Annotated in this window: 12 protein-coding genes; 1 reads left to right on the forward strand and 11 read right to left on the reverse strand. The window is 63.4% G+C overall.

Features of this window, described 5'->3' with window-relative positions:
- Positions 1 to 16 precede the first annotated feature (16 nt).
- The 5 genes from ccoN to llg_RS16210 all read right to left on the reverse strand — a co-directional run bounded on the left by ccoN (position 17) and on the right by llg_RS16210 (position 11,166).
- The gene (gene ccoN / locus llg_RS16190; protein WP_338285760.1) at positions 17 to 2,536 is read right to left on the reverse strand and encodes a cytochrome-c oxidase, cbb3-type subunit I; all 2,520 of its coding nucleotides are present in this window, start codon (positions 2,534 to 2,536) and stop codon (positions 17 to 19) included.
- Between the two features lie 12 nt (positions 2,537 to 2,548).
- A complete protein-coding gene (locus llg_RS16195) occupies positions 2,549 to 2,695 on the reverse strand; it encodes a hypothetical protein (protein ID WP_338285761.1) in 147 nt (48 codons plus the stop codon).
- 241 nt (positions 2,696 to 2,936) lie between these two features.
- Complete coding sequence (locus llg_RS16200) at positions 2,937 to 7,226, reverse strand: autotransporter-associated beta strand repeat-containing protein (protein WP_338285763.1); 4,290 nt, start codon at positions 7,224 to 7,226, stop codon at positions 2,937 to 2,939.
- A 515-nt stretch (positions 7,227 to 7,741) separates the two neighbouring features.
- Positions 7,742 to 8,395 carry a response regulator transcription factor gene (locus tag llg_RS16205; protein ID WP_338285764.1) on the reverse strand — a complete coding sequence of 218 codons (654 nt, stop codon included), beginning with the start codon at positions 8,393 to 8,395 and terminating at the stop codon, positions 7,742 to 7,744.
- On the reverse strand, positions 8,392 to 11,166 hold the full coding sequence (locus llg_RS16210; RefSeq protein ID WP_338285766.1) for a two-component regulator propeller domain-containing protein: 2,775 nt from the start codon (positions 11,164 to 11,166) through the stop codon (positions 8,392 to 8,394). The genes llg_RS16205 and llg_RS16210 overlap by 4 nt, the downstream gene beginning before the upstream one ends.
- A gap of 270 nt (positions 11,167 to 11,436) precedes the next feature.
- Here llg_RS16210 and llg_RS16215 point away from each other — a divergent pair, with 270 nt between their 5' ends.
- Positions 11,437 to 13,983, forward strand: a complete 2,547-nt coding sequence (locus tag llg_RS16215; protein ID WP_338285767.1) for a family 78 glycoside hydrolase catalytic domain — start codon at positions 11,437 to 11,439, stop codon at positions 13,981 to 13,983.
- Positions 13,984 to 13,998: 15 nt separating this feature from the next.
- Here the strand turns inward: llg_RS16215 and llg_RS16220 are convergent, their stop codons facing one another.
- The 6 genes from llg_RS16220 to llg_RS16245 form a co-directional block, all read right to left on the reverse strand.
- Positions 13,999 to 15,399 carry a hypothetical protein gene (locus llg_RS16220; RefSeq protein WP_338285768.1) on the reverse strand — a complete coding sequence of 467 codons (1,401 nt, stop codon included), beginning with the start codon at positions 15,397 to 15,399 and terminating at the stop codon, positions 13,999 to 14,001.
- Positions 15,399 to 15,929: a sigma-70 family RNA polymerase sigma factor gene (locus llg_RS16225; protein ID WP_338285769.1), complete on the reverse strand. Its 531-nt coding sequence runs from the start codon at positions 15,927 to 15,929 to the stop codon at positions 15,399 to 15,401. The genes llg_RS16220 and llg_RS16225 overlap by 1 nt, the downstream gene beginning before the upstream one ends.
- 87 nt (positions 15,930 to 16,016) lie before the next feature.
- Positions 16,017 to 17,744: a hypothetical protein gene (locus llg_RS16230; protein ID WP_338285771.1), complete on the reverse strand. Its 1,728-nt coding sequence runs from the start codon at positions 17,742 to 17,744 to the stop codon at positions 16,017 to 16,019.
- Between the two features lie 112 nt (positions 17,745 to 17,856).
- Positions 17,857 to 18,543 carry a hypothetical protein gene (locus llg_RS16235; RefSeq protein WP_338285772.1) on the reverse strand — a complete coding sequence of 229 codons (687 nt, stop codon included), beginning with the start codon at positions 18,541 to 18,543 and terminating at the stop codon, positions 17,857 to 17,859.
- 79 nt (positions 18,544 to 18,622) lie between these two features.
- Positions 18,623 to 19,330, reverse strand: coding sequence for a hypothetical protein (locus llg_RS16240; protein WP_338285773.1), 708 nt, complete (start codon positions 19,328 to 19,330; stop codon positions 18,623 to 18,625).
- Positions 19,331 to 19,349: 19 nt separating this feature from the next.
- Complete coding sequence (locus llg_RS16245; RefSeq protein ID WP_338285774.1) at positions 19,350 to 22,769, reverse strand: hypothetical protein; 3,420 nt, start codon at positions 22,767 to 22,769, stop codon at positions 19,350 to 19,352.
- Positions 22,770 to 22,843 lie beyond the last annotated feature (74 nt).

Here is a 22,843-nt window from a genome sequence, read left to right on the forward strand (position 1 = left end):
GGAAAGGGTGGCGGCCTCAGTGGCCGGTTCCGGCGGTCTTTTCCGTCCGGCGGGGGATGGCGGTTCGATAGGAATCCGGATCGAGCGGGATGGCGTCGCTGTCTTTGCGGTGGACGTCCCGGTAGCTGCCGAGCTTCTGGACGTAGGCAATCACGGCGACGACCTCGCTCTCGGAAAACTTGCGCACCAGTTCCGCGGAGGTGGCTCCCGTCATCGGCGTGTAGCTCACCGGCGCGTTGCCTTCGAAGAGCGAGCGGGCGATCTCAAGGCCCTGGTTGCGGGCTTGTTGGTCGATCTCATCGCGGGACCACGCGGGGTAGGGGACACCGAGTTGGCGCTGGACGGTGATCTTGCGGGTGAGCGAGGAGAAGTCGGTCTTGTTGTCGTAGAGCCAAGGATAGGGCGGCATGTTTGAGTCCTCGTTGGCCCAGCGCGGGTTCTGGAAGTGGAACCAGTGCCACTTGTTGTCGCGCTTGCCGGACCGCATCACGGACGAGCCGGTGACCAGCGGGCCTCCCTCGTGGGCGAGGTCCGGGCCGGTGCGTTTGGAGCCCCATTGGAATGGATGGTCGAAGAGAGATTCGCCGAGGTGTGAGTAATCGTCCGCCACGCCAGCCTTGCCATATCGCATCACATCCGGCACCAGCGTGCGGATCATCTGCGAGTGGCAGTTGTAGCAGCCCTCCCGCACATAGACGTCGCGCCCGGCGAGTTCCAGCGGGGTGTAGAGCTCCTGCAGGCGGCCCTCGACGTTCTTCTCCTTGTTCACCAGCAGGGAGGGAAGGATCTGCGCGGTGCCGCCAATGGCCACCGCCACGAACACCAGCACGGTGAAGGGCAGGTGGTTCGCCAGCAGCCGGTCGTGGATGGCGTCCCACGGGGCGCTGTCCTTCTTGAAAAGATACACCGCGCGTCCCGCGAAGATCAGCACTCCGGCGAGCGCGGCCTTGTCCGCGTGCGGCGGGGCGAAGAACCACACGATGCTCAGGATGATGCAGAACAGACACAACATGACCGGATCGTTGAGAAAGGCCTCGCTGATCCACAGCGGGCGGGTGGGCTTCTCCGCCACGCGGACCTCCACCGATTCATCGGTGGCCGATCCCGTGCGGGCGGTCATCCACAGGTTCACCGCGCACAGGCCGAAGCCGAGGAGATACAAGCCACCGCCGACCGAACGCAGCACGTAGGTGGGCTGGATCGCCTTGAGGGTTTCCACGAATTCATACTTCAACGTGCTGCCGCCCTCGCTCATCTGGCCGAGCATCAGTCCCTGCATGATGCCCGCGGTCCACATCGCGGCCACATAGAGGAGGATGCCGGTCAGGCCGATCCAGAAGTGCATGTTCGCCCAGGCCTTCGACCACAGCGGCGTGCGCCACAGGCGAGGGGCCAGCCAGTAGAACATCCCTGCGGCCATGAAACCGTTCCAGCCGAGTGCACCGGCGTGCACATGGCCGATCGTCCAGTCCGTGTAGTGGGACAGTTCGTTGACCGCGCGGATCGAGAGCAGCGGCCCTTCGAAAGTGGCCATGCCGTAGAAGGTCAGCGCGCCCACGAAGAACTTGATCACCGGATCGGTCCGCAGCTTGTCCCAGGCACCGCGAAGCGTCAGAAGGCCGTTGAGCATGCCGCCCCAGGAGGGTGCCCACAGCATCAGCGAGAACAGCATGCCCAGCATCTGCAACCAGCGCGGCAGGGCCGTGTTCAGGAGATGGTGCGGACCCGCCCAGATGTAGATGAACACGAGCGACCAGAAATGGACGATCGAGAGCCGGTAGCTGTATACCGGTCGCTCCGCCGCCTTCGGCAGGAAATAATACATGATCCCGAGAATCGGAGTGGTCAGGAAGAAGGCCACCGCGTTGTGCCCGTACCACCATTGCACCAGTGCGTCCTGCAGGCCGCCGAAGATGGGATACGAGTGCGTCCACGAGGTCGGAATCGAGAGGTGGTTGACCACGTAGAGCATGGTCACCGTCACGATGGTGGCGATGTAGAACCACAGCGCCACATACAGGCTTGGCTCGTTGCGGCGGGACAGGGTGCGGAAGAAGTTCACGGCGAACACCAGCCAGATCACCGCCACGGCCAGGTTGATCGGCCAGATCAGTTCGGCGTATTCCTTGCCGCGGGTCAGCCCCGCGGGGAGGGTGATCGCCGCCGCCACGATGATCGCCTGCCAGCCCCAGAAGTGAACGCGGGACAGGACGTCGGACGCCATCCGGGTTTTGCACAGCCGCTGGGTGGAATAATAGATACCGGCGAACATCATGTTCCCCACGAAGGCGAAGATCACCGCGTTCGTGTGCAGCGGGCGCAACCGGCCGAAGGTGAGATACGGTGCTCCCTCGCCCTTGAAGAGGCCGAAGGTCACCGCCTCGAGGAATTTCCCGTTCATTTGCCACCACGAGAGTTGGGTGGCGATGAGCACACCCACGAGCATGCCAACCAGGCCCCACACCACGGAAGCGGTCAGGAATTGCCGCACGGAGCGGTCGTCGTAAGTGATCGTCGTTGTTCTAGCCTGGTTCATGATCGGTGCGGGTCAGCGGGGACGGTGATCGTCGAGAGGGAGCAGCGAGTCGCGCTCCGGCGACGAGTGGCGGGACCGGCGGAATTCCAGCGCGCAGCAGGTGATGAAGATCCCGGCCAGGCAGGAGCTGACGAGGATGGTGAGCGCGATGACTTCCATGCGGTGCGTTCCTTTCGCCCCGAGAAAAGCAGGAGATGCGGAATTGATCCCCGCGGCAATTGGCGGAAACTGTGCAAATCCTGCCCGCATTCCAGGCCCGCAACCATCGGCCGCGCCGATGCCGGAAAACAAATTTGCCGGTGCGGCGCGGGATTCGCGCTGCACCGGCAAATGGTAGGGCGGTCATGGACCGCCGCCCGGGCCCACCTCCCCGGTCATGGAGGAGGTGAAAATGGTGACTTCACTTCGTTGCCTTCAATCGGCCGAAGAGCGGGGCGGAACCGGCCACCGCACGGGGCACGGTCACGGTGATGTTTTCGGGAGTGCCGGCGGCGACATTCACGCTCACTCCGTTGGCATCCGGACCGGAGCTGCTGGAGCCCACCGACACGTTGGTCCATCCGGACAGGTTCGTGCCGTATTGGAAGACCAGGGTCACGTCGGTCTTCGAGTCCACGTTGCGGGTGAACGTGAACACGAAGTTCGCCGGATCGATCGCGAGGTGCGGCAGCACCGAGCCAGAGGAAGACAGCGGGTTGCCACCCAGGACGTATTCCAGAACGTTCGAGATCCCGTCGTGATCCGGATCATCGCCGGCGCCGTTTTCGAAGCCTGCGGCTCCGGTCAGGCCGTTGGTGGTGGCCCAGCTGGAGTAACCGCTGATCGTCAGGGACAGCACCCCCGTGGACTCGGTGAAGGTCCAGGTGTTCGAGCCATCGACCTTGGTCCAGACATCGGCGTTCTCGGTGAAGCCGACGACGGTGAAGGTCGAGCCGAAGGTCACGGAGCCAAGCGCGGCGCGGTTGACCAGCGTCCAGCTGTTGCCGTTGGCGATGGTCGCAGCGCTGGTGTCGATGGTGAAGTCACCGTCGAGCTGCAGGGTGCCGGAGGCGGTTCCGCTGATCGCGTTGGTGGTACCGTTGGTGGTTGGCCTGAAGGTTAGCCCGCCGTTGTCCGCGAGGATCAGCGAGCCGGCGTTGACCGAGGTGTTGCCCGTGTAGGTGTTGATGCCGGACAGCGTCCAGGCACCGGTGCCGGATTTGGCGACGGCGACGGTTCCGGAACCATTCTGCAGGACCCCTGCGAAGGTCGCCGTGGTGTTCGCCCCGCCGACATTGTAGGTGGCCACGCGGCCCGCGACCGGTCCGCCACCGAGGTAGCTGCCCGCCGCGCCGCTCAGTTCACCCATGTTGAAGGTGGCGCCGCCCGAACCGAAGTTAAGGATCACATACATGCTCACTCCGCTGGCCAGGCTGACCTTCGAAGTGCCGAAGCCGCTGGTGGTGTTGATCCGGAAGTCGCCGAAGCCCGTTTGGGTTCCGACGTTGATCTGGCCGGTGAACGCGCTCCAGTTGCCGCTGAAGTCATCGCGGACGCCATGGGTGTTGACGTTGAACGTGCCCGCTCCGGTCAGCGTGCCGCTCAGTCCGCCACGGTAGGCAAGATTGAGCGTGCCGGTGTCACCGGACGCGACCACGAAGTTGTTTGCGAAGCCGTAGCCACCACCACCCGGATCGCCCGCACCCGCGGCCTGCGAGCTGAGCGTGCCACCCTGGAAGGTCACCGTTCCGGTGCCGATGCCGGCATTGGCACCGCCGAGTTTCACCGTGCCCGCCTTCAGGATCGACGAGGAGAAGGTGTTGGTGCCGTTCAGGGTCAGGATGCCGGTACCGACCTTGTTCAAGGTGTTGCCGCTGACCACGCCGTTGACCGTGTAGGTCATGCCGTTGTCCACCGAGAAGGTGCTGTTCGCGTTCCCCAGGGTGAAGTTGCGTGTGCCGGTGATGGTCGCGGTTGCCTGGAGCACCGCGTTGTTGATCGTGACCGCTCCCGCGGCGTCACCCAGGCTGGAGGCGGTGTTGATTTGCACGGTGCCCGCGTTGATGACGGTGCCGCCGGTATAGGTGTTCGTGCCCGTCAGAGCCAGTGTGCCGCTGCCCGCCTTGTTGAGGGTGCCAACACCGCTACCGTCCTTGACCACACCGCTGAGGGAGTAGGTCTTGCCGGCATCCACCGAGATGGCGCTGGTGGAGCTGCTGATCTGGATTTCCCGTGAACTGGTGATGTCCTGGGTCGTCAGCAGGGTGCCCGCGTTGATCTTGGTGATGCCTGTCACGTCCCCCATGCTGGCCACGCTGTTGATTACGAGCGTGCCGTTGTTGATGGTGGTGCCATTGGTGTAGGTGTTCGTGCCGCTGAGCACCAGGGTGCCGGCGCCATCTTTGATCAGCGGGGTGCCGCTGCCGTCGATGATGCCGCTCACCGTCAGGGTGTCGGCAGCATTGATGACGGCGAAGGTTGCACCGCTGCTCGTCAGGCTCAGGAGGGAGTCGATCGTGTGGTTGCCCGAGGTGTCGGTGACCAACGCGCCGGTTCCTACGTTGCTGAGGATGATGATCCCGCCGCCATTCGCGAGGGTGTAGCTTTTGCCATTGGCAGCTCCATTGAAGGAGAGGGCCCCCAAGGTGATGGTGCCGTCCACCGAGATGGTGCGGTTCGCGGTGATCTCCGTGCCGCCGCCGCCGAACGAGGCGAGGGCACCCGTGCCGCTGGGGGCGAAGGCGGGGGTCCAGTTGCCGTTGGTGGTCCAGTTTCCGTCGGCATTCACGTTCCAGAAGGTCTCGGCCGCGCCGCTGTCCTCAACCGTCAAGGTCACGTAACCACCGGAAGTGCCGAAGGTGTAGTTCTTGGTCGAGGATTTGTTCAGGCTGTTGAGCGTGAGCGAGCTCACTCCCGCTCCGCCAATGGTGCCGGTGTAGGCGATCAGGTTGTAAACCCCGTTCGTGGTGAACGTGCCGGTTCCTCCATTGAGGTTGACCTGGCCGCCGTTGATGGTCAGGCCGTCGGTTGCGGACACGGTGACCTTGTCCAGCGTCGACGCGTTGGTGACGCCGATGTCGAGTTGCGAGCCGGAGCCAAGGGAGAGCGTGCCGGTGGTCAGGGTGCCGATCGCCGCATCGCCGCCATCGCCCGGGGCGATGTGGACGCCGGTGCCGGCGGTCACGCCGCCCGCGATCGAGCCGCTGCCCGAAAGAGTCGAGCCGCTGGCCGCGGTCACCGCCGTGCTGCCAAGGCTGCCGGTAACGTTCAGGGTGCCGGCGCTTAGGGTGGTCGCACCGGTGTAGTTGCTGGTCCCGGAGAGCGTCAGGCTGCCGGTGCCGGCCTTGGTGAAGGCCAGGGTGCCGGCTCCGTTTTGCAGCTGGCCGAAGGTGTTCGCGCTGGTGTTGGTGAGCGTCACCGTGGCGGTCGTGCTCGCGGTCCCGTTGCTCAGCGTGCCGGCACCGGTGAGGGAGTTCAGGGCGAGGTTGTTGCCCAAGGTCTGCAACTTCGCGCCGCTGCCGACATTCACGACCCCCGAGGTGCCGAGCGAGGTCGAGGTTCCGAGGTTGAGGGTGCCGTTGTCGACCGAGACGGAGCCGACGTAGTTGCTGGCCTGGGAGAGCAGGACGGTGCCGGGGCCGGCGATGTGCACCACGGTGTCGCTGGCACCACCGCTGAAGTCGTTCGCGGCGTTGCCGATCGTGAAGACGTCCGCCGCGTTCACCGTCGAGAGAGTGGAGCTCACTGCGGCTCCGGTGGCGAAGGTGATCTTGGCATTGGTGGTGTTGGTGCCGGCTGAGCGGACCGTCGCACCGCTCGCCACGGTCACCGTCAGGGCGTTCTCAAGGGTGATGCTGCCGTTCGGGCCGCTCGAGTTAAGTTCCAGCGTGCCGCCGTTGACGAATACTTTCGCCCCGGCGGTGTTGCCGAAGGCCAGATTGTTTTCCACCACGAGCGTGCCGGCGTTCACCTGCACGCCGTTCGTGACGATCGGATGCACGTTGTTGCCGCCACTTACGTTGCCGATGAAGATGTTCGTGCCGGACAGGATCCAGGTTCCCGTGCCGTTCTTGATGATCGGGCCAGCGCCACCATTGCCGGTGGTGGTGGTGTTGTTGATGTTTCCGCTGATGATGTTGTTGCCGGTGTTCGTTCCATCGAGAATGAACTGCCAGGTGCGGGTGGTGTTGGTGGCGTCGATGTTGCCCGAGATGATCAGGTTCGCGGCAGTGGTGGAGGAGTTGTTGATGAAACCGTAGTTGTCGCTCTGCCCGCTCGGCTGCGTCATCTTGAGAGGGCCGGCCAGGGTCTGCGAGGTGGTGACCGTGTCGCTCATGGTGACCGAGTTGGTCGAACCGCTTTGGGCCGAAAGATACAGCGTGTTGCCACCTGAGGCTCCAATCACATAAGGACCGACGTTGGCCGTATCGAACAAGATCAAACCGATGCGGCGGGGATTGGCGGCGAGATCCGTGATCTGGACCGGATCGCCAGCGCCGCCACGGGTACCGCCGAACAGCGCGGTGTTGAACGTCGCCCGGTCGTTGGACGTCGTGGTGGTGGAGCCGGGAGCCGCGTTGCCCACCCAGTTGGCACCGGTGGCCCAGGTGGAATCCGTGTCGCCGTCCCACGTTTGGCTGGCGGCGTGGGCGAGGGGCCCGGCGAGGAAGATGGTGGCGGTTCCGAGTAGATGCAGATGCTTGAGTTTCACGAAGTGGGAGCGGGTTTGGAAGTGGTGTTGGCGAAGCGAGGCGGGGTGTTCCTTGGGCGTTGGAGCGTTCTTGGCGGACGCCAGGCTTTCCGGAACGGGAGGGTTGGGCGGGAAATGCCCGGGCAATAGAGGCGGACGTCTTGAGGGGGTGACCGGTCCGGCGGTGAAAACTGGAGGCTTGCCGGAGCCGGGTGGTTTTCTTTGAGTGATGGCGTTTTTGCGGGGTGGGATGAATGAACCGGGGGTCCGGATCACATCGCCTATTCCACCTTTTCATGCAAAAAATGGTCAATAATCCGTAAGGGGTATACGGGTACCCACAGGATGCGACAGAACCGGCGGCGCACCGGGGCACGTCGGGTCATTCGACGAAGCTTCTGTTCCCGCGGAACGAACGCGGGAAGAGCGTGGGGCCGCGGAGAAAACGCAGGCACCCAGACGGGTTTATCCGGCCACGTGGCGGCTCCGGACGTGGGGTGACGTCACGGCCCCGGCGGCTCGGAGAACGGAATGAATCAACCGTCCTGGCCGCGGATCTTGAGATACTTCAGCGCGGCCTCGGTGCGGGAACGCACGTGGAGTTTCTCGTAAATGTTCCGCAGGTGGACGCGCACCGTATCCGGCGCGATGCCGAGGCGGGAGGCGATCTCCTTGTTGGCAAGGCCTTCGCAGAGGGCCTCGAGGATTTCCGTTTCGCGGGGAGAAAGACCGGGGCTTTGGGCGGCGTCGCGCGTCGGCTGCCGGAACGTTTCGACCACGCGTCGGGCGATTTCCGGGCTCATCGGTGCCCCCCCGGTGAGGACTTCCTGGATGGCATCCCGCACCTCGGAGGGGGACGAGCGTTTGAGGAGATAACCGGCCGCTCCAGCCTTGAGCGCGGCGAAGATCTTGTCGTGATCCCCATATACCGTCACCATGACGATCTGGATCTCGGGTAGGTATTCCTTCACCCGTGCCGTGGCCTCGATGCCGGAGATGCCAGGGAGGTTGATGTCCATGAGCACGACATCGGGGCGGAAGGCATCGATTTTCTTGAGAGCTTCCTCGCCACTGGTCCACACGCCCACGCATTGCAGTTGATCGCTGGACTCCACCACTTTCCGGAGGCTCGCGCCCAGGGCGGAGTTGTCTTCGACAATGGCGACAGTGGACTTTCGGTTCCGGTTCATCGGGGTGTTCTGCGGATCAAAGGTATGGTGAGCGTAATGGAGGTTCCCTTGCCGCGCACGCTTTCAATACGGCAATCCCCTCCGCAATCGGTCATTCGTTTTCCCATGTTGGTCAAGCCGTTCCCGGATTCCTCGTATTCGACGGCGAAGCCCTTGCCATCGTCCTGGATACAGACCACCAGCATTCCATCCTCGATGGTGATGCGGAGGGAAATGGCGGTGGGTTTCGCATGTTTGACGGCGTTGTTCAGGGCCTCGCGGGAGGCGAGCACGATGTTATGGCGCCGGCGCGGGCCGATGGTGACGTCCGGGATGTCCCGGGTGATGTCCGTGTGGAGGGGGATATGGACCGCCTTCAAGAAATCCCGCGCGAAAAACGAGAGATACTCGACCACCGAAGCCAGCTTGTCCTGGGAAGGCGTGGTGGCCCAGACGATTTCATCGAGCGCGCCGACGACGTGCTTGGCTTTCAGCGAGAGTTGATCGAGGGCGGGGCGGAGAGACTCGTCGTGATTGTCCTCGGCGGCGAGCTCGGAAAGGATGGAGACCTCGGTGAGACTGGCGCCGAGGTCATCGTGCAGATCCCGGGAGATGCGGGTGCGTTCCGCTTCCAGGGCACCCTGAAGCCGGAGCTCGCGGATCTTGACCTTCATTCGGTGGCGGGCGACGAGCCAACCGAGGAAGAGGGGAAGCAGGATGGCGGCGATCAGGGCGATGACGATGAACCAGGTGCGCTGCCAGAAATGGGGCAGCACCTCGATCTGGATGATGGCCGGGCGCGGCGTGGTGATGCCGTCGCCATTGGTCGCCGAGACCTCGAAGGTGTAGCGGCCGGGCGGGACGAGCTGGTATTCGGCTTCACGGATGCCACCGATGCCGCGCGAGTTTTCGTCGAGGCCGTTCAGCTTGACCCGGTAGGTGACCTTTTCCGGTGCGCTCAGGCTCAGGCCGGTGAAGCGGAAGCCAAGGCGCACCCGGCCCGGTCCGGTGACGATGCGACCGCCGTCCACGGCGTGGGGCACGCCATTGATTTCCACCGGTTGGAAGTGGATGGAGGGGGCGACAGCCGTGGTTTCGATGTCATCCGGCTTCACACCGGTGAGGCCCGCGCTGGTGGGAAACCACAGGCACCCGGTGCTGTCACGGAAGACCCCAGGCTGTGTCCAGCCGATGCATTCACGGGTAGCGAGACCATCGGAGCGATCCAGCCGCAGCCATTTCGGGACCGGGGTCTTGTCCTTGAGTGATTGGAGCAAGTCCTTGCGAGAGACACGCAGGATGCCTCCAAGCGAACCCATCCAGAGGTCGTCCCCCACGAGAGTCAGCGCGGTCAGGCGTTCATCCGGAATCCCCTCACGCGTGCTGAACCGGTGCCAACCGCCATCCTTCCACAGCAGCAATCCGGCGCCGAGGGTGGCTGCCCATATTTCGTCGGGCGCGATGGGCAGGATCTTCGAAACGGAACTGCGGGGAAAGGATTCGACATTCCCCACCAGCGAGAGCTCCGTTCCCTTGAGCGTGAAAATCCTGCCGTTTCCGGTGCCGATGTACAAGGTGCCGTTGTCACCGGGTGCCAAGGTCGAGATCTCCACGTTCTCGAGCGTGGTGACCTCGTTGACCCTTCGAAGGCTGGTGCCATCCCAGCAAAACAGCTTTGCCCGGCCTCCGAACCACATCCGGCCTTCGTGGTCCTCGACCATGACGTTGATCTTCGAGAGAGCCGGGGTGTCGAGAAACTGCGCGTCCACATGCTGGGTCTCCGGGTTGTAAGCGAAAACGGATGCGTCCCGGGAGGAGATCCAGATGCGACCGGTATGGTCCTCGACGATGCTGGACACCACGCGCGCGGTGTTGCTGGTGACGATCGGGATATGAAGGAGTATCCCGTTCTCGATGCGGTCCACGCCTCCATTGCGGCGGGCAATCCACCAGGTGCCATCACGCGATTGGATGCTGGTACGGGTGGGGGAGGTGTAGAAGCCGTCCCGGTAGGGAAGGCGCACGGCGCGGCTGTGACGGATGCGAACCAGACCGCGGATCGGGCTGGCCACCCAGAGGTTTCCTTCGCGGTCCTCCAGCATGTCGAGAGACTCCATGCTGCCGCTGAAGGCGATGGCCAGCTCAGGATCGGCGGACTCGTCCGGGGCGATGTACGAGAGTCCTCGGTCGTCGATTCTCCAGGTGCCGCCGTTGTGATCAAGCAAGCGGTCCGGTGGTCCTGCCTTGTCCTGCCTGCCGCGTTGTCGTTGCGAAGCTTGGTCGGCAGCCATGGCCTGGATGACCGCGGGAGAGGGCGCGTCGACGGCTTCGGCGGTGCTGGCTCCGACGCGCCAGAGCCGGTCGTTGCGGACGAAATACGTGGAGCCGTCGCAAGTGAAGAGCCGCGCGACGACGCCTGGATTCGGGCCCTCGTAATCGCCGATCACGCCATCAAGGCCCGCGGATCCCACGCGGAATAGGCCGCAGCGCGAGGTGGCCGCCCACACGCTGCCATCGGCGGGAGTGAATACGCGGGAGAAATCAAGCGGGCGGCCGAACCACACTCCGGTCGCCGCGATGCTTTCGAATTCATTGCCATCGAAACGGGAGAGTCCTTCGGCGGTGGCGATCCATAGGAAGCCATCCGGTGTTTGACCGACCGACCGGACGACGTTGCCGGGAAGTCCTTCATCCGATTGCCAGGCCCGGATCAGGAAGCCGGGGCGGCCGACGGTTTCGTCTGCCACGGCGGGAGAGACGAGCGCGAGCAGCAGGACGAGGAGCCGGAGCATTTGAGCCATTCAATTGCATGGGGCTTGGAACTGTCGAGCGGATTAGGGAGAAATGCGGCGAGGTGGTCCCGTGGGGCGGGTTAATCTGATCGGGTTATTGTCGAGATTTTCGGGAAGCGGTTACAACGAGGGGTCATGACGATTTCTTTGTTGGCGGAGGGTGGGATGAAAAGCCGCGCGTTCGTTCGGATGTGGCGGCCCAGGCTGGCTTGCTTCGGGGCATCCGGGCTGACTCCGCGGATGGTGGTCATGGCCTTGATAGTCTCCGTCATGCCGGTTCTCGCGGAGCCCGCGCATTCGCTGGCGGTAAACGAGGGATTTGAGAACCCGCTCGGGTTTCATGATCCGGCACCGAGGTTTTCCTGGAAATTGCCGGTGGGAGTGAAGCAGCAAAAGGCCTACCGGATCGAGGCAAATACTCCCGGCAAGGGGTGGGACAGCGGCTGGGTGGAGTCGGGAGATTCCACGCTGGTGCCCTACGGCGGGACGCCGCTGGCATCCCGGGAAGCCATGACATGGCGGGTGAATTTCCGTGATGAAAGCGGGACGGAGTATGGATGGAGCGCTCCGGCTCGGTGCGAGATCGGACTGCTTTCGAACGACGATTGGAAGGCCCGGTGGATCCGTCCGAGCCAGCCATGCGATGCTGCGAAGGAGCCCGTGGGACTGCTGCGGAAGAAATTTCCGGTGGCGAAGGAGGTGTCCTCGGCACGGGTGTATGTGACCGCTCGCGGGCTATTCGAACTCGAACTGAACGGCAACCGGGTGGGGAGCGATCACTTCGCGAATGGATGGACCTCGTATCGCAAACGCCTGGACACGCTCAGCTACGATGTAACCGGGCTGTTGAAGTCCGGCGGCAATACCATCCAAGCCATGTTGGGAACCGGTTGGTATGCGGGACGGGTCGCATGGGGAAAAAACCAGAAGGGCCAGTATGGAAAGCTCGCCGAGCTGCTGTTGCAACTTGAGGTCTCCTACAAGGATGGCAGCAAGGAGATGATCGTTTCCGACGGCGGCTGGGAGGGAACCTTCGACGGCCCGGTGGTGTCTTCCAGCCTTTACGATGGCGAGGACTACGACGCGCGACGGCAGCCCTCCAACTGGGCCCCGGTGGTGGCGGACGCGAATCTGGGATCGGCCCGCCTCACGCCGAAACCTTTCCTGCCGGTTCGGGAGGACCAGACGCTTGGGGTGAAACGCATCACCGAACCGAAAGCAGGTTGCCAGGTTTTCGATCTCGGCCAGAACATGGTGGGCTGGGCGAGGCTGCGCATTCCGGTGGAGAAGGACAAGACGATCACCGTCCGTTTCGCCGAGATGCTGAATGCAGATGGCACGCTTTACACGGAAAACTACCGGTCCGCCCGGTCCACGGACACCTACACCTCGGCGGAAACGGGAACGATCACCTGGGAGCCACGGTTCACGTTCCACGGATTCCGCTACGTGGAACTCTCGGGATTGCCCGCCGGGGTGCAGCCGCGGGAGGATTGGGTGACCGGGGTGGTGCTTCATTCCGATCTCCGCCCGATTGGAGGTTTCACCTCGTCCCACGCGAAGCTCAACCAGCTCCAGAGCAACATTGTGTGGGGCCAGCGGGGGAATTTCCTCGATGTACCCACCGACTGTCCGCAGCGCGACGAGCGCCTCGGCTGGACCGGGGATGCCCAAGCATTCTGCCAGACGGCCATGTTCAACTACGATTGCCTCGCGTTCTTGAAGAGCTGGCTGGGATCAATGCGGGACGACCAGCAGCCGGACGGACGGTTGCCGCATGTCGTGCCCGGCGTGGTGTCGGAGAGTGGCAGTCCCGGCTGGATGGATGCCGCGACCATCGTGCCTTGGGAAGCTTACATCCGCACCGGTGACCGGGAGATGTTGGAGCAGAACTACCCGATGATGGAGAAGCTGGTGGCGTGGTATGGTTCGCAGGCCGTTGACGGGCTCCTTCCGGGGATCAAAGGCTACGGCGACTGGCTCCAGCCCCATGCCAAGGGCTTGAAGGGGGATACCCCGTTCCCGTTGCTGGGGGCCGCGTACTATGCCCATAGTTTGCAGATTCTCGCGAACGCCTCCGTTGTGCTCGGGCGCGGCGACGACGCGGTGCGGTATGCCGCCTTGGCGGATCAGGTCAGGGGGGCGTTCACGAACCAATACTTTGACAACGACGGGAAGCTGAAGAACGCGCCGGAAACCCAGACGGCCTACGTGCTGGCCATCGCCTTCGACCTGATCCCACGGGAGCTGAGATCCGGGGCGGGGGCGAATTTGGATCGCCTCATCCGGGAGGCGGGGGGGCATTTGCGGACCGGCTTCCTGGGTACGCCGCTGATCGCCCGCGCGCTGGATGAAACGGGTCGCTCGGAGACCGCCTGTGAGCTGTTGTTCCAGGAGTCTTATCCATCGTGGTTCTACCCGATCAACCAAGGGGCGACCACAATGTGGGAGCGCTGGAACAGTTACAGCCTCGAAAAGGGCTTTGGGGACGCGAAGATGAATTCCTTCAACCACTATGCCTATGGCGCGATCGGGCAGTGGATGTACGAGCGTGTTGCTGGATTGTCCCCCGATCCCGCGAATCCGGGCTACCGGCACTTCTTCGTCAGGCCGCTGGTCTGCAAGCAGCTCGATTCCGCTCGCGCCGAACTCGAGACACCCTATGGCAAGGCGGTAAGCTCCTGGGTGAAGCGCGATGGCTGGGTGGAGCTGGAAGTCGAGGTGCCACCGAACACCACCGCGACGATCGAGTTTCCGGGCGACCGCAAGCCGCTGACCGTGCCGGCGGGAAGCTACCGCTATGACGCCGGACTCTGAGCCGCAGCCCGGCGGCTACGGCAGGGTGACGGAGGGTTCCTCGAGCAACACGCGGACCTCATCGGTCGAGATGGATGCATTGAAGAGAATGTGGACGGTGCGTCGGTCCGCGGAGAGAGTCACGCGGTCGGGAGCGTCAGCCGGTTGATCGAGATCGATGCCGCGGTACTCCTTCTTCGCGGGCAACTTCCAACTGCCCGTTGCGAAGAGGGGATCGCTGGCGTCCAAGCTCGATCCCAGCGCACAGATCGCGGCGACGGGGCGGTCGAAGGTGACCTCGCCTTCAAAACGTTCCCAGCGGAAATCCTGGTGCTCATTCTGGCTCTTTACCGGATTGTAGCGGATCAGGTAGCTGCCGAAACGCGTGCCCGGAGTGGCCTCCAAGGCACGCGAAGCGGGTGTTGCCGAGGCAGGGAAACTTCCCGGCTCCACGAGATCCACCGTGATCGGGGAGTTGAGGGAGACGTCACGGCGCTCCGGTACCACCATCACGGAGGTGCTGCTTTCCATCAGGGCAAGTTGCTCGGGAGTTCCAGGTGGGGCCGGCTGTACGGAGCCGCGGGTGGAAATGATGCCGGAGGCCAGGGGCCAGGTGCGGGAGAACGAAAGGGGTTGGAAATCCAGCGGACGGAGATTTTTCGCCGTATCGGATTCCAACGCGCTGCCCTTCGAGATACGGCGGGTGTCGTTCGGTGTGCTGACTTCGATCTGGCCATCCAGCACCACGTAATCCGCGGTGCCATCCGGGCGGGCGGTGATGCCAAAGGAGGTGCCGAGATCGGTGGCCTTCGCGGTGCCGGTGAGGACCTGGAAACCGTGAGCGGAGGTGGGGCACCAGGCGTTGAGCTTGCCGGAGTGGATGCGAAGCGAGTTCGCGGAGAGGATCTCGAATGAGGCGGGGGCCTCGATGGCCACGGTGGCGCCATTGGCGAATTGGAGCCGCCACAGACCGGAATCGAGCGTTTGCTTGTGGCCCTCGGCGATCAGTTCGCCGGTTCCGAGACGGTCATCGTCGACCCGAGCCAGGTTCGCCACGTGGTTGGCTCCGCCGCGTGGCGCGGGCCAAAGCAGGAACGTCGCTGCGGCGAGGAGCGCGATCGACGCGGCCGCGGCGATCCAGCGCGCGCGGTTCATCCGGTTGACCCGCCGTACCACGCCACCGACAAACTGATCCTCGGGTTCGTTCGCGATCGAGACGACATGCTGGACCATGTTTTTCACGAAGGTGTCCTCGTCATGATCCGGACCCATTTGGATCAGCGCCTGGGATAGGGCGAGCTCACGTGATAAACGTGAGCGGAGAGTGGCATCGGTCTTCAGAAGCGCCTCCAGCTCGGCCCGGCCCGCTTCATCGATCTCGTCCTCCAGGAAGGCGATCGAGAGCTCCTCGTATTTCGATGGATCGGGCGGGTTCATCAGCGCGCGTCGTGGATGGATTTCGCCTGCAGGCAGTCCGCGAGGAGCTGCCGGGCGTGGAAGAGGATCTTCCGGACCGCGGTGGCCTTCATATTGAGGTCGTCCCCGATCTGGCTGGAATTTCGGTCGCGGAAATAGCGGGCCTCCACCACGCTGCGGGTGCGCTCCGGGAGCTGTTGGAGGCAATCGCGGAGCGCCTCCTGCCGGATGCCGTGGTCACTGAGCGATTCGGGCTGGGACGGCTCGGACTGGTTCTCCAGCAGAATGGCGGTGATGTTCTCATCGAGGATCCGCTGGCGGCGGCTCGATTTCGAGATCTCGTTCATCACCACGTTGCGGGCGATCACGCGCAGCCACGCGCCCACGTTCGCGGTGTGGTCGAGGTCCTCCCATTTCCGGTAGGCGATCACGAAGGCGTCTTGGGCCACGTCATCGACCCACGCTTGTTGCACGCCCAGGGACCGGATGAAATACCGGAGGCTGGCGTGGTGCTCTCGAACCACATCGGCGAATTCGTTGATCTCGGGCATGGGGGCGGCGGTTGGGGAGTCCCCGGCGTCCATCAATCACAGCATGGATCGCGTGGGACGCCAAGGACGGAGAACACACATTCATGATCAACGCCCCGAAACCTGGCCCGGAAGCACGAGGATCGGCTGGGCGTTCACCTTCGGTCCCGGGGAATCGATGGTGTTGCCGATTTGCTGAACGTCCGTGCTGTCCTTGACCCAGATCACCCGGTCGCGGGGGATCTGGTAGCTTGCCCCGGTGTCGTTGGCGTTTTCCTGCAGCGGGCGGACGAAGCGGTTGTTGCGGATGGTCAGGCCCTTGGTGGAGGTCGCCACGAGGTTGGTCACCGGGCAATCCTCGATGACATTGTCCTCGATCACGACGTCTCGGAAAACACCCGCCGGTTGGAAGCCCGGCGGCTTGATGCCGGAGACGATCGAGATGGCCCCAGCGGCCGCCGACCAGGGAGCGTAGCAGAACCAGCCCGCGGAGCGGATCCTGTTCTTGCGGATCACCAGGTTGTCGATGCCGGCCGCGGCGTTGTCCGGGACCTCGGGGCAGACGCTCAGGGCGTGGGGGGTATCGAGGATGTTTTCCTCGATCCGGCCACCGGCCTTGATCAGCACCCGGCCGGAGCTGTGGATGCGGTTGCGGGTGAACGAGAAGCCATTGCCCATGCGGTCCGGCGAATAGACCGAGGTGCCGGTGTCGAACGGGCAATCGCGGTCAAGCGTGAGCACGAGGCACCACGGCGCGACTTGCCACAGTGACCAGTTCTGCGCCTTGCCGAGCTTCTCCGTGACTTCCGGGGAAAGTCCGGCGTCCTTACGGTCCACCCGGCGGCGGGCGGTGACGACCACTTCGGAGCCTTCGAGGTTCGCCCGCAGCCTGTCTCCGACGAAGACGCCATCCATGAAGGCATCGCGGCTGGCGATCACGATCTCGCGGCCCTCACGCTTCAGCACCATGTAGTCGGAGGACTGCACGCTCCAGGAGTCATCCCCGGCGTGGCTGACCTCACAGCGGTCGACCTCCGGACCACGCTTGATCGTCTTGCTCTGCATCGCATCCCAGGAGCTGGACAGCAGGCGTTCTTCCGTCGCGCCCGCGGGCTTCGGGCCGGGAACCACCCGGCAGCCGAGGAACTTCGATCCGCCTTCGCCATCGCACTCGAGGATGCCCATGCCGGGCGCACTGAGGACGGAGACGTTCTTCAACGTGATCTGGTCACCGTGGCCGATGCTCAGCGCGTGGGGAATGCCGTCGGAGGCTTGCCCGGTATTCAGGCTGACGAGGTCTCCCGGCTGGGCGGCCTTCGCGATTTTCGAGAGGGTGACACGCACCGTGTGTTCATCCACCACCTCGGCCTTGGTGCCCCAGAGGAAGGGCATGCCTTTCTTGCGGAAGCGGGTGGCCGGGTCGACGACGTCGATGCGGGAGAATGGTTTCACCGCATAGCCATCGTGGATGCGCACATCGATGGAGTTGCCATCGTCCGCGGCCTTCACCACCACGCCCTGCGTGAAAGGCAGGGGATCGTAATCGATGGAGAGGCCCTGAAGCGTGACGCGGGTGCAGTTGTCGATGTTCACCGCGCGCGTGAGCTTGGTGGAGACGAGTGTCACGCCATCGGCGATGATGTCGACCTCCTTCAAGCCATTGAGGCCCCACACCACCTTGCCGTTGTTCTCGGGTGCGAGCACGTAACGGCCGGGAGGAATGACGATCCGCTTCTCGCCGCGGGCGAGGGCTTCCCGGACCTGGGGTCGGAAATCGTTGTCTGCAATCGCGAGGCCGGGAGCCAGCGCAAGGAGTGTGAGGAGGATACAATGCATGCGTGGAAGGATACGATGGATGGCGGCGAAAGCTTGCCCCCAAAAGCCAAGAAACGTCCGGAAACACGAGGGCTTCCGGACGTAAGGGATGACGGCAGTTGTCAGAAATGTTTCATGCGGATCTCCTCGTCCGCCGCACGACGAGGAAGGGTATCGTGGCAGCCAATGCAGCGAAGGCCGCGGGCTCGGGAACGGAAGTCACGGACAGAACGACGTTGTCTACCCGCGCGAATTCATTGGTGATGATGCCGCTGCCGGGGGTGAAGGAAAGGAACAGCGTCTTGCCGGCGGCGGACGGATCCACCGCTCCGGTGGTGAGTGTACCGCTCGCATTGTAGGGGCTGGTGTTAGCGTCTCCGGTGGCTCCGGTCAGCGTCTGGGAGCCGGAGTACAAGGTGGTGCGGGTGCCGGACAAGGTGTTGTCGCTGGTGTAGAACAGCGTCCAGGTGACCTGGTCGGTGTTGTCCGCGTTGAAGGCACCGCGTGAATCGAACGACAGGGCGAAGGTGTCGCCGGACACGAGTTGATAGCCGGTGTTGAGCGCCGCATCCACGGACTTGTTGCTCGCATCCACGGCCACCAGCAGGGACCAGCCACCGTTCGAGGCGTAGTTGTTCTGGCGCTGCATCGACCCACCGGTGGTCGAGGCCGCCCAACTGGTGATGGTGTTGTTGCCGGAGCCGTTTTCAAAACTTCCATTCAACGTGGAGGCATTGACCAAGGTGGTGGCACCATCCGCCTGGTAGGCGAGGGCGATGCCGAAGCCGATGAAGGGAAGGAGGCGATTCAGGGGAAACATGCGAATGGGGCTTCTTGGGGGATGGGGAGTCCCCCAATGATTTCGCGGCGGTGCCGGGTGTTCCTGCAGACTCTGGAAATCAATTGCTGGCCGAGGAGGCGTCGGCGGAAGCCATCACCTGTTGCACCCGGTCGGGAATACTGCGCAGGTTCATCCGGCCGGAATCCTCGTCACGATAGATGCACAGCAGCCAGCGGCGGTCCTTGCGAATGGCGCAGCGGGTTTCGGTCAGGAGGTTCCAGCGGTTGCAATCGAAGAATTCAAATCGGGAAGGCACGACGGCCCCCGGCTCACCCTCCAGCTTCAAGTCGCCCGTGGTCGCCGACTTCAAGTCGATGAGCGATCTCCCGATCGCTCCGCGCACGGCGAAGGGGGACAGATTCACGATCCGGTAGGTGCCGAAGGGGAAGGAAGCTTCGGCATGGTCCATGAGCGTGCAGCGGTAGGGCTCCGGGCTGCCTGAGGACCCTGGAAGCAACAGTAGCAGCGCGCGGGACATCGGGGCGGTGACCTTGGCGGAGCCGATGACCGGCCAGGTGACCTTGCCATCCGGAGCCGTGAGTTGGCGATGAAGCGTGATGCGTCCGTCCGTCACCAACGCCTGGACCGGTCCGGTGATGTTCGCGGTGGAGAGCTCCACGTCCTGGTAGGTGGTTTCCCCGGTGCGGATGGCGAGTTGTTTGGTGTCCGGGGCGAACTGGAAGCAATACAGCGAGACATCGACATGCGGCGGAGTGTCCGCATGCGCGAGCAGGGTGGTGGCGAGGAGAGCGAAGAGGAATTTCATGAAGGATGGGTGGTGGAAGTTAGACATCCGAAGGGCGGAGCCAGCGGAACGAAACGATTTCGAAGCGGCGGCCGAAGGCCACGTTCACCGCATTCATGGGAGTGGCAGTGGGGGCTTCCTCGGGATTGACGTAGGCGGGCACGCGCTGGACCACCGTCTCGCACCAGGCCTTCCGAAGATGGCCCTCGTCGTCCGAGGCTTCTCCATACGCGCGGATGCAGAACGTGTCGCCACGCGTCGTGAGGATTGGGCCGAGCGGTGTGAGAATGTCCGCCTGGTTGATTACGCCGGGAGCTCCATCGGCGGTGTTGGCATTGGCCGCGGCGGGGTTGGTCACTCCCGGGAGGCTCAAGTTGTGCGAGGGATCGAGCACCCCGCCGTTCACGCCGGATCGGCTGATCGCCGCATCCACCGCGCCCTTCGCCGCGAGTTCGTCGGAGCCGGGTCGGCGGTTGACAAACTCCGCGAGGGATTGGAACGGGCCGCGTTTGCGGATCTCGGCCACGATCTCCTTCGCGAGGACCTTGATCTGATCGCGGTTCAGGCGGCGGTAGCCGTTCCATTTCGCGAGGTCCGCCTCTGTTGGCGCGGTGGTGTCCTCGTATGCGTCGCCGGTGGGCGCCGAGTGGCGGAGCACGGGGACCCCGTTATTTTGGACTTCGGCGAGCTGACCGCTTTTGAGGGATGGCGAGGCCTCGCCGAAATTGCTGGCGAGCAGCGCTTCCCAGGCGGCGATGCTGGTGGAGTTGACATTGAAGGGGCCATCAACCCGGAGGTAGGCCGCGATCTGCTTGTAGGCCTCGCTGGAGGATGAAAGAGTCTGCGTCAGTGTGGCCGGATTTTCGCCGCCGGGGTTCGGCAGGAAGCGTGGGTTCGGGAGTGGCGTGTTGCTCGTGAAGAACTCGCCCAGCATCTGGCGGGCGCTCCTTGGATTCGAGAAACGCGGGAGCGTGCGGTCCGCGGCGGAGGAGAGAAAGTAGGAGTCGAAGAGCGCGTTGTTCGCCAGGTAGCAATGGTCGAGGTAGGTGCGTGATCCCGCGGTGCTGGTGACCGCGGATGTGTCCATCAGCGGACTGGGATGGGAACCGCCGATGATCTGGCTGGTGAGGGGGAGCTGGCCACCTTGGTTCAGAGGCGCGTTCCGGAGCTGGAAGAGCGAACCTGCCGGCGCCATCGGCAGTGAGTTGAAAGTGGCGAGGGACGTGCCGCTCTGGGCGTAAATACCAGGTCCACCGTAGCCGCGGTTGCGGGTGTTGCTGATCTCGACAGTGGGGCTGCTCATCCAGTCCGTCATGGGCTCCCACTGGAATTCATACTGTTGGTGGTTCCAGCTTTCGGTTTGGTCGAGCCCCTCGGACGCATAGAGGTTCACCGGGCTGTTGGTCAGCCACGAGCGGGTGGGAAAGCGGGAGTTCCGCTCGGTCTTCTGCTGGAAGGTCGTGACGAGGAAGGGCTCCTTGAAGCAGATCGCGACGGGTGGATTTCCGTTCGGTTGGCGATCATCGGCCTTGAAGCTGCGAGGGATGGCTGGATCGACGATGAAGGTCGGGAGTTGTTGCTTGGAATAGCTGGCCAGGATGCTGCTTTCCTGGCTGCCGTAATCCAATTCGATCCCGCCCACCAACACCGGATTGGTGACCCCCGGGGCGGCGGAGTTCACGTAGTATTTGAGGAAGCCCGTGATTTCCTTGCCGCCTGTCTCGGCAAAGCTGTCGACGTTCGCGTGCATGGGGGCGACTTCGACTTGGATCTTGTCATTGGCATTTGCCGTGACCGTGTAGGCACCTGCCGGGCCGGTGCCTGCGCCAGCCGAGTTGACACACAGGTTGAGCGTGGTGACGCCGCCGGCTTCCCTGTTGCTGGCCATCCCCGCGGGAGGAAAGAAACCAGGTCTCACATCCATGCCGGTGTTGGAATAGGCTTGGTTGAAATGTTTTGAGTCCGTGTGGGCGGTCATGACGACGTGTTCGCCCGGAGCCATGATCAATTCGCTTTTGCCGGCTTCAGGCAGCAGGTTCAGTAGGTAGCGCTTGTTTGCCCGACCGCCAAAATCGACGTTCAAAAAGGTATTGGCCAGCGAGGTGTATTGGGAATTTTGCAGGACACCATTTTTGTAGAGGCGGAATCCGAGCGGGACCCGGTATAGTTCGATCCTTCCACCAGTGAAGCGCAGGGGGACGTTGTAGGGGTTCCACAACGTGATCACCGGATCGATGACCAGCCATGTCGTGTAGGCGCTGGCCCCGGCGGTCTGTGCTCCGAAGCTGAGGCTGAAAACGAACTGTGCTTTGCTGATGACCGGGCAGATTTGCTGGCCGTTGAATGCGTTGGGATTCGTGCGCGGCAGAGCCGTGATGTCCAATGGCGTCGTGCCACCAGTGCCCAGGGTGTAGGAGCGGTAGTGTGCCTGGAGTAGGCTCCAGGAAGGATCCGGGCTGGGGAAGGAGGAAGGCAGGGTCGTGTTATTGAAGAGGCGGGTCGGCGGAGGAACGAGCGGACGGGTGAGATTCCCGGGATCCGCGGCATTTCCATAGAGATAACGGGAAGAGTAATCGGAAGGCAGTGTGGCGGTGTCGAAGAGGCGGGAAAGATCCTTCGAAAATCCGCCATTCGCGACGTCAACCACCAAGCCTTCGGTGTGGGAGGCGAGGTCGTGGAACGAGCGGTCTTGGGCGCTCAGGCCGGTGAGCGCACCCTGATCGAGTGACATTAGTTTTTGGCGCTCGGATTCGTGGTTGGCGAGGGAGGTCCAGTCCAGCGAGGAGACTGCTTGATAGCCCGGCTTCGGAGCGGAGGCCATCCGGTCGAGACGGGTATCGATCCCGCTGCCACGGCTAGCAGGCAGGGTCATCGAGATTTTTTCGGACTGGTCGAATACTCCCCAGGCGAGCCCGCCGGTCAGATCTTTGCCGCGGTCCGGGAGGGCGACGATGTTGGCCTGGACCGGAATAGTCTCGTTGCCGACAGGGCTCACCAGTTTCGCCAGGTTTCCAGAGGCCGCGCTGGCGGCGAAATCACTCTGGAGGAGCTGTTGCGGCGTGGGGCCGGAGATCAACCAGCCCTTGAAGTCATCCTTTTTCTGCTGGGTCCAGTTCGGAATCGTGTTCCCCCCGTTCCACTTGTTGCCTTTCCAAACACCGGTGAGGTGGGGGCGGTTCCCCGCTGGGTCCACCAGAGCGGAGGTCCCGGAAACCCGTTGGTCGGGACCCATCGTGCGCTGGAGTTCACCGAGGGCGAGGAGCATGCCGAGGCGGGCGTTCTGCCGGGCCTGTTGCTCAAGTTCGCTGGAGCGGCTGGTCCGCAGGGTGACGGAGGCGAGTGACAACATCCCGAGGGCGACGATCGAAATGAGGATCATCAGGCACAGGACGACGATCAGGGCGAAGCCCCGCTCGGGTTTCTTGGCTGGGCGCGGGGAGTGGTTCGGGTTTTCGGTCATGCGGGGTGGAAATCGCGGTGTGACTACATGGTGATTTCACCAAGGCCCCGAAGTGTTCCTTCCCATCCCGTGCG

The organism is Luteolibacter sp. LG18, from assembly GCF_036322585.1.
GTDB lineage: Bacteria > Verrucomicrobiota > Verrucomicrobiia > Verrucomicrobiales > Akkermansiaceae > Luteolibacter.

What these genes read in the sequence shown, in the direction of transcription:
- ccoN (WP_338285760.1), bottom strand. Translation starts at nt 2,536, where the DNA reads ATGAACCAGGCTAGAACAACGACGATCACTTACGACGACCGCTCCGTG.
- llg_RS16195 (WP_338285761.1), bottom strand. Translation starts at nt 2,695, where the DNA reads ATGGAAGTCATCGCGCTCACCATCCTCGTCAGCTCCTGCCTGGCCGGG.
- llg_RS16205 (WP_338285764.1), bottom strand. Translation starts at nt 8,395, where the DNA reads ATGAACCGGAACCGAAAGTCCACTGTCGCCATTGTCGAAGACAACTCC.
- llg_RS16210 (WP_338285766.1), bottom strand. Translation starts at nt 11,166, where the DNA reads ATGCTCCGGCTCCTCGTCCTGCTGCTCGCGCTCGTCTCTCCCGCCGTG.
- llg_RS16215 (WP_338285767.1), top strand. Translation starts at nt 11,437, where the DNA reads ATGCCGGTTCTCGCGGAGCCCGCGCATTCGCTGGCGGTAAACGAGGGA.
- llg_RS16220 (WP_338285768.1), bottom strand. Translation starts at nt 15,399, where the DNA reads ATGAACCCGCCCGATCCATCGAAATACGAGGAGCTCTCGATCGCCTTC.
- llg_RS16225 (WP_338285769.1), bottom strand. Translation starts at nt 15,929, where the DNA reads ATGCCCGAGATCAACGAATTCGCCGATGTGGTTCGAGAGCACCACGCC.
- llg_RS16230 (WP_338285771.1), bottom strand. Translation starts at nt 17,744, where the DNA reads ATGCATTGTATCCTCCTCACACTCCTTGCGCTGGCTCCCGGCCTCGCG.
- llg_RS16235 (WP_338285772.1), bottom strand. Translation starts at nt 18,543, where the DNA reads ATGTTTCCCCTGAATCGCCTCCTTCCCTTCATCGGCTTCGGCATCGCC.
- llg_RS16240 (WP_338285773.1), bottom strand. Translation starts at nt 19,330, where the DNA reads ATGAAATTCCTCTTCGCTCTCCTCGCCACCACCCTGCTCGCGCATGCG.
- llg_RS16245 (WP_338285774.1), bottom strand. Translation starts at nt 22,769, where the DNA reads ATGACCGAAAACCCGAACCACTCCCCGCGCCCAGCCAAGAAACCCGAG.